This is a genomic window from Polyangium sorediatum, assembly GCF_029946465.1.
Taxonomy (GTDB): domain Bacteria; phylum Myxococcota_A; class Polyangia; order Polyangiales; family Polyangiaceae; genus Polyangium; species Polyangium fumosum.
In genome coordinates this window covers 67,634-80,509 of sequence record NZ_JARZHI010000020.1, presented here as the reverse complement: position 1 = coordinate 80,509, position 12,876 = coordinate 67,634, and the positions used below count along the sequence as shown (strand labels likewise).

Annotated in this window: 12 protein-coding genes; 4 read left to right on the top strand and 8 right to left on the bottom strand. The window is 70.6% G+C overall.

Features of this window, described 5'->3' with window-relative positions:
- Positions 1-2: 2 nt before the first annotated feature.
- Positions 3-2,141 (bottom strand): hybrid sensor histidine kinase/response regulator, encoded by a 2,139-nt coding sequence (locus tag QHF89_RS22810; RefSeq protein ID WP_136968181.1) that lies wholly within the window; start codon positions 2,139-2,141, stop codon positions 3-5.
- 326 nt (positions 2,142-2,467) lie between these two features.
- On the opposite strand from QHF89_RS22810, the gene QHF89_RS22805 reads away from it, so the two are divergent.
- Together QHF89_RS22805 and QHF89_RS22800 are read left to right on the top strand one after the other, a co-directional pair.
- Positions 2,468-2,806 (top strand): hypothetical protein, encoded by a 339-nt coding sequence (locus tag QHF89_RS22805; RefSeq protein WP_136930141.1) that lies wholly within the window; start codon positions 2,468-2,470, stop codon positions 2,804-2,806.
- 58 nt (positions 2,807-2,864) lie between these two features.
- On the top strand, positions 2,865-3,713 hold the full coding sequence (locus QHF89_RS22800; RefSeq protein ID WP_284720820.1) for a response regulator: 849 nt from the start codon (positions 2,865-2,867) through the stop codon (positions 3,711-3,713).
- A 6-nt stretch (positions 3,714-3,719) separates the two neighbouring features.
- On the opposite strand, the gene QHF89_RS22795 is transcribed toward QHF89_RS22800, so the two are convergent.
- From QHF89_RS22795 to fabZ, 7 genes are read right to left on the bottom strand one after another with little or no spacing between them, the layout of a single operon-like run.
- Entirely contained in the window at positions 3,720-4,385 is a 666-nt protein-coding gene (locus QHF89_RS22795; RefSeq protein WP_284720819.1) for a nitroreductase family protein, read from the bottom strand.
- The gene (locus tag QHF89_RS22790) at positions 4,382-5,137 is read right to left on the bottom strand and encodes an SDR family NAD(P)-dependent oxidoreductase (protein WP_136968183.1); all 756 of its coding nucleotides are present in this window, start codon (positions 5,135-5,137) and stop codon (positions 4,382-4,384) included. Before QHF89_RS22790 ends, QHF89_RS22795 begins: the two co-directional genes overlap by 4 nt.
- Positions 5,134-6,324, bottom strand: coding sequence for a beta-ketoacyl synthase N-terminal-like domain-containing protein (locus tag QHF89_RS22785; protein WP_136968184.1), 1,191 nt, complete (start codon positions 6,322-6,324; stop codon positions 5,134-5,136). The genes QHF89_RS22790 and QHF89_RS22785 overlap by 4 nt, the downstream gene beginning before the upstream one ends.
- Positions 6,321-7,598, bottom strand: a complete 1,278-nt coding sequence (locus tag QHF89_RS22780) for a beta-ketoacyl-[acyl-carrier-protein] synthase family protein (protein WP_136968185.1) — start codon at positions 7,596-7,598, stop codon at positions 6,321-6,323. Before QHF89_RS22780 ends, QHF89_RS22785 begins: the two co-directional genes overlap by 4 nt.
- A complete protein-coding gene (locus QHF89_RS22775) occupies positions 7,598-8,662 on the bottom strand; it encodes a beta-ketoacyl synthase N-terminal-like domain-containing protein (RefSeq protein WP_136968186.1) in 1,065 nt (354 codons plus the stop codon). Before QHF89_RS22775 ends, QHF89_RS22780 begins: the two co-directional genes overlap by 1 nt.
- On the bottom strand, positions 8,653-9,855 hold the full coding sequence (locus QHF89_RS22770) for a beta-ketoacyl-[acyl-carrier-protein] synthase family protein (RefSeq protein WP_284720818.1): 1,203 nt from the start codon (positions 9,853-9,855) through the stop codon (positions 8,653-8,655). The genes QHF89_RS22775 and QHF89_RS22770 overlap by 10 nt, the downstream gene beginning before the upstream one ends.
- Positions 9,852-10,319, bottom strand: coding sequence for a 3-hydroxyacyl-ACP dehydratase FabZ (gene fabZ / locus QHF89_RS22765; protein ID WP_284720817.1), 468 nt, complete (start codon positions 10,317-10,319; stop codon positions 9,852-9,854). The genes QHF89_RS22770 and fabZ overlap by 4 nt, the downstream gene beginning before the upstream one ends.
- A gap of 199 nt (positions 10,320-10,518) precedes the next feature.
- Here fabZ and QHF89_RS22760 point away from each other — a divergent pair, with 199 nt between their 5' ends.
- Together QHF89_RS22760 and QHF89_RS22755 are read left to right on the top strand one after the other, a co-directional pair.
- The gene (locus tag QHF89_RS22760) at positions 10,519-12,129 is read left to right on the top strand and encodes a radical SAM protein (protein WP_284720816.1); all 1,611 of its coding nucleotides are present in this window, start codon (positions 10,519-10,521) and stop codon (positions 12,127-12,129) included.
- Positions 12,126-12,869, top strand: coding sequence for an SDR family NAD(P)-dependent oxidoreductase (locus QHF89_RS22755; RefSeq protein WP_284720815.1), 744 nt, complete (start codon positions 12,126-12,128; stop codon positions 12,867-12,869). Before QHF89_RS22760 ends, QHF89_RS22755 begins: the two co-directional genes overlap by 4 nt.
- Positions 12,870-12,876 lie beyond the last annotated feature (7 nt).

Here is a 12,876-nt window from a genome sequence, read left to right as displayed (position 1 = left end):
GCTCAGCGCAGCCGCGACGACGTGGGCGACGACGGGAGGGGAACACGCATGACGAAGACGGCGCCCTTGCCGGTCCCCTCGCTGTGCGCAGTGATGGTCCCGTGGTGCAGCTCGACCAGGTGCTTGACGATGGCGAGGCCGAGGCCGAGGCCGCCGTGCGCGCGGGTCATTCCGCTGTCGGCCTGCTTGAACTTGTCGAACACGTGCGGAAGGAATGCCGGCGGGATGCCTTGACCGTCATCCGTGACGGAGAGCTCGATCGACCCGTCCACGCGGCGCAGATGCACGCGCACCCAGCCGCCCTTCGGCGTGAACTTGATCGCGTTGCCGAGCAGGTTCGTCACGATCTGGAGCAGCCGGACCGGGTCCCCCTGGACGCGCTCCTGGGTCTCGATCTGGCCCTCGACGCGAATCGTCTTGGCCTCCGCCGCCGGGCGGACGGCTTCGATCGCCGCTTCGACGACGCCCGCGAGCTCGAGCGTCTGGATGCTGTTCAGGTGGAGTTTGCCCGCGACGATACGCGAGACGTCGAGCAAGTCCTCGATGAGCGCGACCTGCGCGCGGATGTTTCGCTCGACCGTGGCGAGCGCGCGCTCCCGCTTCTCGGCGGGGAGGATGTTGTCGCGGAGCATCGTCGTCCAGCCGAGCGAGGCATTGAGGGGGCTGCGCAGCTCGTGGCTCAGGAGGGCGAGAAACTCGTCTTTTGCGCGGTTCGCGGTCTCCGCCTCGGCGCGCGCGCTGGCCTCGGCGTCGTAGAGGCGCGCGCGCTCCATGGCCTGCGCGCACAGGCGCGCGAGCGTCGTGAGCAACGCCCGGTCCGCCTCGCTGAACCCGCGGCGTTCGTCGAAGGCGAGGACCAGGGAGCCGAGCCCGCGCTCCTCGAAGAGCAGGGGGACGGCCGCCAGGGCCTCGTCGCCGGGAGAACGCAAAGGCGCGATCTCGGGGTATCGCTCGGCCACCGCGGCGGCGGACTCGAAGTAGAGCGGGCGTCGCTCCCGGATCGCGTCCGTCATCGGGATCGGGTGGGAGAGCGGGACGCTCGCCCAGCGCTCGATCTGCGCCTCATCGTAGCCGACCGTTTGCAAAAGCGTGGCCGTCTCCCCCTCCGAGAGCACGCCCAGGGCGGCCCGTTCGGCGCCGAGGAGCGCGCGACCCTGGCTCACCGCCACCTCGGCCACCTGCAGGCTCGTGTGCGCCTCCGAGAGGGCCGCGGCCACGCTCATCAGCCGGTGTAGGTTCTGGCGCTTGGCGGCGGCGCGCGCCTCGGCGGCGCGGAGGGCCGTCACGTCGACGACCGTCATGGCCACGCGCGCGACGCGTCCCTCCACGCGCACGGGAAAGTAACTCGTGAGCGAGTATTGATGGCTCGACCGTCCGGGGAGGGGCCGGGCGACCTCGAGGTTGAGCAGGGGCTCGCCCGTGTCGAAGACCCGCTCCAGGCGCTCGATGGTGGTGGCCGTCTCGGGGCCTTCGGGGAGCGTCTCGGCCAGCGTGCGCCCGACGTGCGCGTCGGCGGGCACGCCGTGCATCGCTGCGAGCGCCGCGTTGATGCGCTCGCAGCGCAGGTGCGCGTCGAAGATGGCGATGCCGATGGGCGCGCCCGCGACGACGGCGTCGAGCACGGCGGCGCTGCTCGCGGCCTCGGCCTGGGCGCGCTTTTCGCGGGCGACGAGGTCGGCCCGCTCCCGTTCGAAGAGCTCGGCCTCGCGGACGCGGAGGTTCTCGGCGCGGCGCCAGAGCTCGGCGAACGCGGCGACCTTCGCCCGCAGCACGTCCGGGTTGAAGGGTTTGGGCAGGTAGTCGACCGCGCCGTGCGCATACCCCTTGGCTTGGTAGGCGTCGTCGCGGTGGATCGCGGAGACGAAGATGATCGGGATGTCCCGCGTGCGTTCGAGCCTGCGGACCAGGTCGGCGGTCTCGAACCCGTCCATGTCCGGCATCTGGACGTCGAGCACGATGACCGCGAACTCGTTGCTCAAGAGCTGCCGGAGCGCGTCTCGGCCCGAGCTCGCGCGCATCAAATGCAGCCCGAGGGGCTCCAGCACGACTTCCAGGGCGAGCAGGTTCGCCGGGTGGTCGTCGACGAGGAGCACGCAGGGGACGGGGGGTGGTGTGGACGGCGGGCAGATGTCCTGGCTCATGAGGTCAGGGACGGCACACAGGGTGGGACGTCGTCGCGGCCCCGAGTGTAAAACATTTGTGAATTGGAACCGTTACGGATTCGAAAGAATCTTCGATCGACCTCGGCTGTTGTTGGGCATGGTATGCCAATCCGCAGATGTTGGGTTTCGTCCGAGACGATGTGGCGTCGAGGGAGGTGGGATCCTCCAGAATCCGAAGCGCCACGGGAGAATCCCGACCCATCACTGGGGCTGGGTCCGCATGGCTGGCCGTGCGTCCGTGGCTTATCGTCACTCCTGGAATGAAGGTGCTTCCCGTAGGTGACGGGTCTCTCACGAGTTTCCTCATGCGCGTCCTCGAGACGTCGCTGACAGGTCCGCTCGCGCACGCCTTTCGCTCCACACGTGTCCCCGATCCGGTGGTGCTGGTGTTGTGCAGGGAGGAGGGGCTGGACGCGGGGGACATCGAATGCGCCGTCGAGTCGACGGAGCGCGCCGCCAAGGTGCTCGTCGATATGGCCGCCGCGCGCGGGGACGACCGGCCCGCGCGGGTCGCTCGGGCACTCCGCACCATGGAAAGGCCCATCGGCTTCGTTCCGTGCGTCGCGGGGGCCGACGACAAGATCGTGCTCGTGCTCCTCGAGCAAGCCGCCCTCGAAAGCTTCCGTGGCAACAATGCTCCATGACAGGCCTGCTCGAACGCACGTGCCGAAAGGTTGTTCATGAGCAAGGAACCGAGACCCCATGACACCGCGCTCCCTCGTCCCCAGCATCCTGCTCGTCGATGACCATCCCTCGAACCTGCTCGCGCTGGAGGTCGTGCTCGAACCGCTCGGGATGAACCTCGTGCGGGCGAGCTCGGGCAAGGAGGCGCTGACGCACCTGCTCCGCGAGGAGTTCGCGGCCATCGTGCTCGACGTCCAGATGCCGGACATGGACGGATTCGAGGTCGCCGCGCTGATCCGCAGGCGCGAGCGCACGAAAGAAGTGCCCATCATCTTCATCTCGGCGATCCACCGCGACGACAGCTATCAAGCCAAAGGATATGCGCACGGCGCGTTGGATTACCTGCCCAAGCCGTTCAGCCCCGACGTGCTTCGCGCGAAGGTCTCGGCGCTGGCCGACCTCTGGCGCCGCGGCGAGGTCAATCGCATGCGCGAGGCCATGCAATTCGAGCGGGAGCGTGTCGAGCTCGTCGCCCGCGAGCGGCGCGCGCAGACCGAGGCCACGAGGAGCGCGTCGGTGCTCGACGTGGTGGTCGGGCGATCGCCGATCGGCATCGCCGTCGTCGACGCGGACCTGCGCTGCGAGCGCATCAATGTCCCCTTCGCCGCGGCGAGGAGCGGCGCGCCCGCGGAGGCCCCCCTCGGCCTCCCGCTGGCCGAGATCCTCCCCGAGGGAGCGGACACGGTCCTGCTCGCCGAGCGCATTCGGCAGGTCTTCGCCACGGGCGAGCCGCTCTTGAACGTGGAGGTCGGCTGGCAGGCGGACCGCCGCGCGCTCGCGAGTTGTTATCCGGTGTGCGTGGAGGGCCGCGTCGAGCGGGTCGCGCTGATGGTGGTCGAGGCGACGCGCGAGCGCGCCGAGGATTGAAACGCGTCAGTCCTCCACCCATTGCACGACACGATCGATGGGCTTTCGCCCGGGCGGCGGCGCGTCGCCCAGGGGGTAGCCGATCGCCACGGCGCCGACCATCCGGAACGGCTCCTTGATGCCGAGCAGCGCTTCGATCTCGGGCTTCGCGATCATCGGGCCGGCCATCCAGCAAGCGCCGAGGCCCTCGGCGTGCGCCTGGAGCAGCATCGCCATCACGGCGGCGCTCGTCGAGCAGAGCTCGGCCTGCATGCTGCGGGCCGTGTGGTACTGCGCCGGATCCCCGCCGCCCGAGGTGATGAGGTCGGCGATGAGGTCGGGATAGTCACGCCATTGAGGCACCACGATCGTCGCGGCGCTCTCCAGCGGCTCGTGGAAAAAATCGCCGTAATTGGCGAAATCTTCGGCGTGGTGCCCGCGGTGGATGATGGCCTTGATCTCGTCGGCCCGCGCCCGCACGGCCGCGGCGATTTGCTTGCGTTTGTCTGCGGCCGTGACGACCGTGAAGCGCCAGGGCTGCCGGTTCGTGTTCGAGGGCGCCGTGATCGCAGCTTGCACGAGCCGGGCGAGCACCTCCTTCGGGACGGGTTCGTCCGCGAATTCGCGGCGCGACCGCCGCGTTTCGAGCCACGCCAGCATCCCCGGGCCCTGCACCCCGCCCGGGCCGCTCATTCCAGCTTGAATCCGCCGTCCACGTTCCATATCTGTCCCGTCACGTAGCTCGCCTCGTCCGAGACGAGGAAGGCGACCACCGCCGCGATCTCCTCAGGCCGGCCAACACGCTTGAGCAGGATGCGTTTCGCGAGCTCGTCGGGCGCGAGGGCCCGGAGCTCGGCCGTCATGTCGGTCTCGACGAGGCCCGGCGCCACCGCGTTCACGCGCACGCCGCGCGGCGCGAGCTCGACCGCGAGCGCGCGGGTGAACGACTCGACGGCGCCCTTCGACGCGGCATAAAGTGACTGCCCGCGGCCCGGGCGTTGCGCCGCCACGCTGGAGACGTTGACGATCACGCCGCGCCGCCGCGAGATGAAGCGCCGCGCGGCCTCGCGGCAGCAGGCGACGACACCCGCGGCGTTCGTGTCGAAGACGTGATCGTAATCGTCGTCCGTGCTCGCGCCGAGGAGGCCGTCGCGTGTCACGCCGGCATTGCAGACGAGCGCGTCGAGCGGCCCGAGCGAGGCCTCCGCTTGTTCGAAGAGCGACACGACCTCCGCGGGGCGCGAGACATCGGCGCGGAGCGCGACGGCCCGCGCCCCGAGCGCCTCGACGGCGGCCACCGTCTGCCGGGCCGCGTCCTCGTCGTGGCGATAATCGACGGCGACGGCATATCCGCGCCGCCCGAGCGCCTCCGCGACGGCGCGCCCGATCCCGCGCGAGGCGCCCGTGACGAGCGCGACGCGGGAGCGCTCCTTGGGCTCGCTCATGGAACCTCCACGCGCAGGGCGCCGGCGAGCCCCGGCATGCCGGCCGAGAGGGCCAGAGCCGAGCGGGCGCGTGTCTCCTCGGCGCGGGCGAGCGGGCGGAGCGGGCCCGCCGAAGGATGATCGAGGCCCGCAATGGGCGGCAGCGCGCCCGCGCGGAGCGCCTCGGCGAGCAGGATCGCCTGCACGACCGCCGTCGCGCCGCCGAGCTGGCCCGTGGAAGCCGTCAAGGCGAGCAGCGTCGCGGACGGGCCGAGCACGTCGGCGAGCGCGGCGCGTTCGGCTGTGTCGCGCTCGGGCGAGGCGAGCGCAGCGCCATCGACGATCGTGTCGCCCGCGGAGAGATCGGCCGCGAGGGAGGCGAGCGCGCGCGGGCTGGGAAAGCCTTCGGCGCCGTCGGCCGTCGCCGCAGCCGAGACGAACGAGAGCGCTCGATCCCCCGCGTCGTCGGGCCGCTCCAGCACGACGGCCGCGGCCGCTTCGCCGGGCACGAACCCCGCCGCGCCCTCGTCGTACGGGGCGACGACCGCCTCCGCGGTCGCGGCGCTCGTCGCGGCGCCGGACATGCCGAGCGAGAGGAGCGTCTCCGGCTCGACGAGCGTGTCGTACGCGAAGACGAGCGCCGCATCGACGCTGCCGACGGCGAGGGCGATGCTGGCCGCCCGGAGCGCCTGCGCCCCCGCGTTCGAGCCCGCCGTGGTCGTGCCGTCGCCCTTGCCGCCGACGTCGATCGACAGGAGCGCGTGCGCGTTGTTCGACAGGTGAAAGAGCATCCAGAACGGGTGCAGCAAGGAAAACCCCTGCGCCCATGCGCCCGTCGCGCGCGCGTCGCCCGTTTGTCGTTCGAGCACGGGCATCAGATCGTCCCAGTGCGCGCGCAGGCCACCATAGCCGCAAAAAAGCCCGAGCCGCGCGCCTTTCGCCGGCGTGCCCGCGCGGGCGAGGGCCTCGGCCCCGACCTCCATGCCGAAGAGCCCCATCCGTTTGACGAATTTGCGGTGCTTCGTCGGCCGCGGCGCGCCGGGGATCGTGGCGGCGAGGCGGCAGGTGTAGGTGCTCGCGTCGAAATGGGCGTTCGGGGCCGCCGCGCGCTCGCCCGCGAGCAGCCTCCGGAGCACGGCCCGGGCGTCGTCGCCGAGCGGGGTGCGCAGGGAACACCCCGTCACGGCCATCCGGCCCGCGTGCGTCATCGAGGTCTCCCGAGGACCACGCTCACGTTTTGCCCGCCAAACCCGAAGGAGTTCGAGAGCACGTGATCGACGCGCTTCTTGAGAGGCTGGGGGCCGATCACGTGGATCGGGCACTCCGGATCCGGCTCCTCGAAATGCGCCGTCCCGGGGAGCAGGTCCCGCATGAAGGCGAGCAAGCACGCGGCGAGCTCGATCGCTCCGGCGGCGGCCATCAGGTGGCCGACGGCGCCCTTGATGCTCGACGTGGGCACGTCGCCGAAGAGCGCGCGGATCGCCTTCGCCTCGGCCATGTCGTTGAGCGGTGTCCCCGTGCCGTGGGCATTGACGTACCCGATGTCCGAAGGCGCGAGGTTGGCACGACGAACAGCTCGTTCCATGGCCGCGTGCGCGCGTGATCCGTCGGGGCGGGGCGCCGTCGCGCGGTAGGCATCCTGCGTGGTCGCCGAGCCGGCGAGGACCGCGAGGAGATCCGCGCCGCGCGCCCGCGCCCGCCCCTCCTCCTCGACCACGAACATCGCCGCGCCCTCGCCCACGACGAGCCCGTCGCGCCGCCGATCGAAGGGCCTGCACGCCGAGGGCTCGGCGCGCGGCGAGGGGGCGCCGAGGCGCGACATGCCACCGATGCCGAGCGGGTTGACCATCGAGTCGGCCGCGCCGCAAAGGACGACGTCGGCCGCGCCCCGCTCGATCAGCGAGGCCGCGTGTGCGACGGCCGTGCCGCCCGCCGCGCAAGCCGAGACGTGCACGGCGACGCGGCCCGACAGGCCGAGCACGCCGCGGATCTTCTCGGCCGTGAGGTCGACACGCGAGCGGAACCGGACGCCCTCCGGGCCCGCGAGATCCCCCGCGCCGATGCGGATCTCGTCGCCGTCGAGCTGATCCGCGAAGTCCTCCAGGAACGCCTGTTCGAGCCCGAGCCCGATGGAGAGCGCGGCCCTGCGCTCGGCCGTCCCGCATCGCGCGTGGCGCCACGCCTCGGCCGCGGCGATGAGGCCAAAACACACTTTGCGATCCCGCAGGAGGCCCGAGTGCTCCCACGCCGCGGCCTCGCCGATGTGGAGCAGGACGCCGCGGTGTTTTTCGAGGAGCGAGGCGCTCGTCTTTTCGATCGGCACCTCGCCCGCGACACGCGTGGGGAAGGTGCGCGCATCGAAATTTCGGATCGGGCCGATCGCGCTTCGGCCCGCGGCGAGGCCGTTCGCGAGCGCGTCGTAGCCGACGCCGAACGCGCTGACGGCGCCGACGCCCGTGATCACCGCGCGCCGCCGGCCCATCACACGCCCCCTTTCGCGAGCACGACCACCCCGAGATCCCCGTCCGGGCCCGCGGAGAGCACGAGCGCGCGTGGTTTGTCGAGGTGCGCGAGCAGGTCGAGCGTGACCGCCCAGGCGAGCGCGGGCGTCGCGGCCAGGGATTCGCCGAGGGTGAGCGAGGTGTCCACGGAGAACTCCGCTTCGAGCACCTGGGGCAGATCCAGGAGCGCCTCGCGCGCAGGCGCGCCCCAGGGCGCGAGCACGACCACGTCGCACGGCTGATCTTCGAGCGCGTCGAGCGCGGCAGGCACGGCCGCGTCGCGCAGGACGCCTGTGCGGGGCACGAGCGTGCCGCGCGGGCGCTCGACGGGAAACACGCGCACCGCTTCCACGTAGCCGAGCGGCGCTTCGGCTGCGGCCGTGATCGCGAGCGCCGCGGCGCCTTCGGCCGGCGTGAGCCCTTGCCGCAAGAACCCTTCCCGTTCGAGCTCGGCCATCGTGACCGGGTGCAGGGCCGTGTCCGCGCCGCCGACGAGCGCGCGCTCGCACGCGCCCGACGTGATCGCGGCGCACGCCTCTTCGAGTGCCGTCACCGTGCCCGTGCCGCGCGAGAAAAACGCGGCGTTCGGGCCGGCGAGGCCTTCGAGGATCGCCCCGTGGCAGAGCGTGAAGTTGTTCATGATCTGGAACGCGAAGAGGGGGTTGCACGCGTCGAGCCCCTCGCGGCCGCAACGCGCGAGCGAGAACTGGCCATCCTCCATGCTCGCCGCGACGAGCCGCGCGACCTCGTCCATCTCCGCGCCCGAGGCGCCGACGCCGAAGAACGCGCCGATCTCCGCGCGCGCCTCGTCCCACCGCGCCTCTTCGAGCGCGCCGCGCATCACGAGCGCCGAGAACCACGCGGCCCGCGACATCAGCTTCTTTTGCCGGATGTCCTCGGGCCGCGACGGCGCGGGCGGGGCGAGCTCGGACGGGCGCGGGAGGCTCTTTTCGAGCACGCGCTGGGCGAGCCCGCGGCCCGCGAGGCCCGCTGCGGTCAGCGTCGAGACCGCGATCACGGGGAGGCCCTTTCCGTCTAGGCGCATCGGCTCACCACGAGGCTCGTGTTGGCGCCGCCGAACGCGAAGGCGTTGACGAGCGCTGCTTCCACGGGTTTTCGCTTCGCCGCGCCCACGACATGGGGCAAGACGCACGCCGGATCGGGCTCCGTGAGGCCCGCCGTCGGCAAGCAGATCCCTCCCTCGACGGCTTCGAGCGCGCACAAGAAGCCGATCGCCCCCGCGCCCGCCACCCAGTGCCCGACCGCGCCTTTCACCGCGCCGACGTGCACGTTCGCGAGCGCGTCGCCGAGCGTCCGCCGGATCGCCGCGGCCTCCACGGCATCGTTGAGCTGCGTGCTCGTCCCGTGCGCCTGGACGTATCCGATCTCCACGCGGCCCGCGTCGTCGAGCGCGCCGCGCATCGCCCGCTCGGCCCCGTCGCCCGCTTGATCGGGCGCCGTCAGGTGAAACGCGTCGAGCGTCCGCGCGGCCCCCGCGACCTCGGCGCGCGCGTCGCCCTGCTCCGCCGCGAGCACCACGAACGCCGCGCCTTCGCCCACGACGAACCCGTCGCGCCGCAGATCGAACGGGCACGACACGCCGCGCGCGCTGAGCGCGCCGAGAAGACCGAATCCTACGAGCATGAACGGATCGACGTCCGCGCCCACGCCGCCCGCGAGCGCGACGTCGCAGAGCCCGAGCCGGATGGCTTGCGTGGCCGAGACGATCGCGGCCGCGCCCGATGCGCAGGCGAGCGAGATCGTCTCGACGGGGCCCTCGGCGCCGATGCGCGCCGCGAGCGCCGACGCGACCGCGGCAGGCGAGACCGCGGCTGCGTGCACGGCCGTCGCGAGGGCCCGCGCGTCCTCGCCGAAGCGCGCGTGATCGAAGCGCGCGCCGCCGCCCGCCGCGCGCGAGAGCGCGAAGATCGTCCCGTACGTGGCCCGGCCGCTCTCGGCGCCGACGAACACGCCGATCCGCGAGGGCGCGGCGTTCACCCGGGCCTCGGCCCACGCCTCGTCCGCGGCGCGCCGGGCGAGCGCGAGGCGGCGATCTTCGGCTTCGTCGAGGGGGAAGGGGACCGTCGCCGCGACCTGCGACGGATATCCTTCGACGTCGAAATGCTGGACGGGCGCGACGGCCGATCGGCCCTCGGCGAGCGCGTCCCTCGACGCGGGCCACGTCTCGCCGAGCGGCGTGATCGCGCCTCGACCTCGCACGAAGACACGCCGCTTCAAGGCTCCTCCGCGGCTCCGGTCAGCCATATGTCGAGCACCTCGCGCCGCCGCGCGAGGACCTTCGGGTTCGTCACGCGCGTGAACGCGAAGCCGAGCTCGGCCGTCGCCACGACCTCGCCGTCGACCCGCGCTTTGCCTTTCACCTGCCCGCCTTCTTCGCGCGCGAGGATCGTCTCCGCTTCGAGCTCGAGTTTGTCCCCGGGCCGGACGATGCGCCGGAAGCGGGCGTGATCGATCATCGTGAGCAGCGCGTGTACGTCCTCGTGCCCCTCGGCGCGCCGGGTCGCTTCGAGCAGCACGCCGCCGAGCTGCGCGAGCGCCTCGATCACGAGCGCGCCGGGCATCATGGGGTGCCCTGGGAAATGGTCCGCGAAGGTGTCGTCGGAGAGCGACACACACTTGACACCCGTCGCGAGGCGCGGCGGTTCGAGCCGCGTGATCCGATCGAGGAGCAGGTAACGCACGTGCCGCGAGACTAGCAGAGCTCCTCCGGCTCGAATTGACGGCCGAGGTCCCAAAGGAGGTAAGATGCGTGCTCACGAGGGGAGCGCCATGGATTGCGTTAGCTGTATCACTCCGACCCGACAGGACCGTCCGCATACGTTTTTCCACCACGAGCGGGCGGCGTGTCCGACGTGCCGCGAGACGCACGAGGGACGCGTGGTGCTTCGCGGCGACAGCCCCGTGCGGCTCTTGCTTTGCCCCACGTGTGGGCCTTCGGAAGAAATTCTTCCTGGCACTGCAAATGCCTATGTCGACGGCTTCCTCGCCCGGGGCGAGGTGCCTGAGGGGTTCGAGGGCGAGATCGAGTTCAAGGAGACGACGTCCACCTGCCCGAGTTGCCTGACGCTGCTGCCCGCGAAGGTCGTGATCCGCGAAGGCCGCGTGTATTTCAAGAAAAACTGCGCGGCGTGTGGCCCTTCGGAGGCGCTCGTCTCGGAGGACGCGAAATATTACGTGCGAGCGTATGCGTTCGCGCGCGCGGGCACCGAGCCGCTCAAGTTCGCCACGAAGGTCGAGCACGGCTGTCCCACGGATTGTGGGACCTGCAATGATCACGAGCAGCACACCTGCTTGCCGATCATCGAGGTCACCGACCACTGCAACCTCGAGTGTCCGATCTGCATCGTCGACAACCAGTACTCGAACCACATCGATCTCGACACGTTTGCGCGCATGATCGACACCCTCGTGGTGAACGAGGGGCAGTGCGAGTCGGTGGCGCTCTCCGGCGGCGAACCCACGAGCCACCCGCAGATCCTCGAGCTCGTGCGCATCGCGAGCCGCCCGGAGATCGGCCGCGTCGTGGTCATCACGAACGGCATCCGGCTCGGCAAGGACCGGGCCTTCGCGAAGGCGCTCAAGGAGAGCGGCGCTTACGTGGGCCTACAGCTCGACGGTTTTACCGCCGATACCCACGAGAAGATCCGCGGGCGTGACCTCGTGAAGGAGAAGGAGGCGGCGCTCGCGGTGCTGCGCGAGCTCCAGATCCCGACGCAGATCATCTTCGTGGCGACGCGCGGGGTGAACGACGATCAGATCGGTAAGGTCGTCGAGCTGTTCCTCTCGGAGGACCATTTCCTCTCGCTGAACTTCCAGCCCGCCGCGTACACGGGCCACGGCGGCGGCCTCTTCGGCCACGATCCGCTGGATCGGCTCACGATCCCGGGCGTCGTGCGGCGCGTGGACGAGCAGACGGGCGGCAAGCTCAAGGTGGAGGATTTTTTTCCGCTGCCCTGCTCGCATCCGCAATGCGTGTCGCTCACGTACCTGCTCCGCCTCGAAGACGGGACGTTCCTGCCGTTCTCGCGCTTCGTCGATTTCACGAAGCACGGCTCGCTCCTTCGTTCGAGCGCGACGCTCCCCGCGACGCCGGAGATGGAGCAGACGCTCCAGGACGTGCTCTACGACGTCTACGCGCGGCAGGACGAGATCGAGCGCGGGCCGGAGATCCTCGCGGCGCTCAAGCGCACGCTGAAGGTGATGTTCCCGGATCGGCCGATGACGCAAAAAGAGAGCTTGCTCATCGGTGAGCAGCAGGCGAAATCGATCTTCCTGCACCATTACATGGACCGGCATGATTTCGATCTCGAACGGCTGCGAAAATGCTGCCACCATTATCCGCAGACGGACGGGCGGATCATGCCGGCGTGTGGCTTCAACATGTTCCACCGCGGCGCGGCGAAGGGGCCGGGGACGCAGACGCCGTCCTGGGGCAAGAAGCCCTGGGTCAAGGAAAACGGGACGACGCGTCTTTCGATCGTGAGTTCATGACGAAGCTTTGTGAAGGGCACGTCGCCCTGGTGACGGGCGGCTCCAAGGGCCTCGGGCGGGCGATCGCCGTGACGCTCGCCCGCGAAGGGGCGCACGTCGGGTTCAACTGGACGAAATCGGAGGTCGAGGCGAAGGAGACGCTCGCCGAGATCGAGGCGCACGGGGTGCGGGGGTTTTCGTTTCGAACGAGCGTCCTCGACAAACAGGGGCTCGCCGCGGCCGTGAAGGAGATGGAGGGCGCGGTGGGGACCGTGGACATCCTCGTGAACAACGCGGGCGTCTCCGACGTGGTGCCGCTCGCCTTGATGGATGAGGACGACTGGGACCGCGTGATGGATACGAACGTGAAAGGCACGTTCCTCGCCACGCAGGCCGTCCTGCGGGGCATGGTCAAGCTCCGGCGCGGGCGGATCCTCAACATCGGCTCGCTCGCCGGGGTGAAGATGATGCAGGCGCCGGTGCATTACAGCACGGCGAAGGCGGCCATCAAGGGGTTCACGGAGTCGCTCGCCAAGGAGATCGGGCGGTACGGGATTACCGTGAACAACCTCGCGCCCGGCGTCCTGGAGGGCGGGGTCAGCGTGAATTTGCCAAAAGGTCGGCTCGACGAGTACCTGCGGCATACCGCGCTCGGGCGGCTCGGCACGTTCCAGGAGGTCGCCGAGATGGCGGCGTTTCTGGTGTCGGATCGGTCGTCGTACGTGAATGGTGCGACCATTCTGGTGGACGGAGCGGTGTAAGGGGACG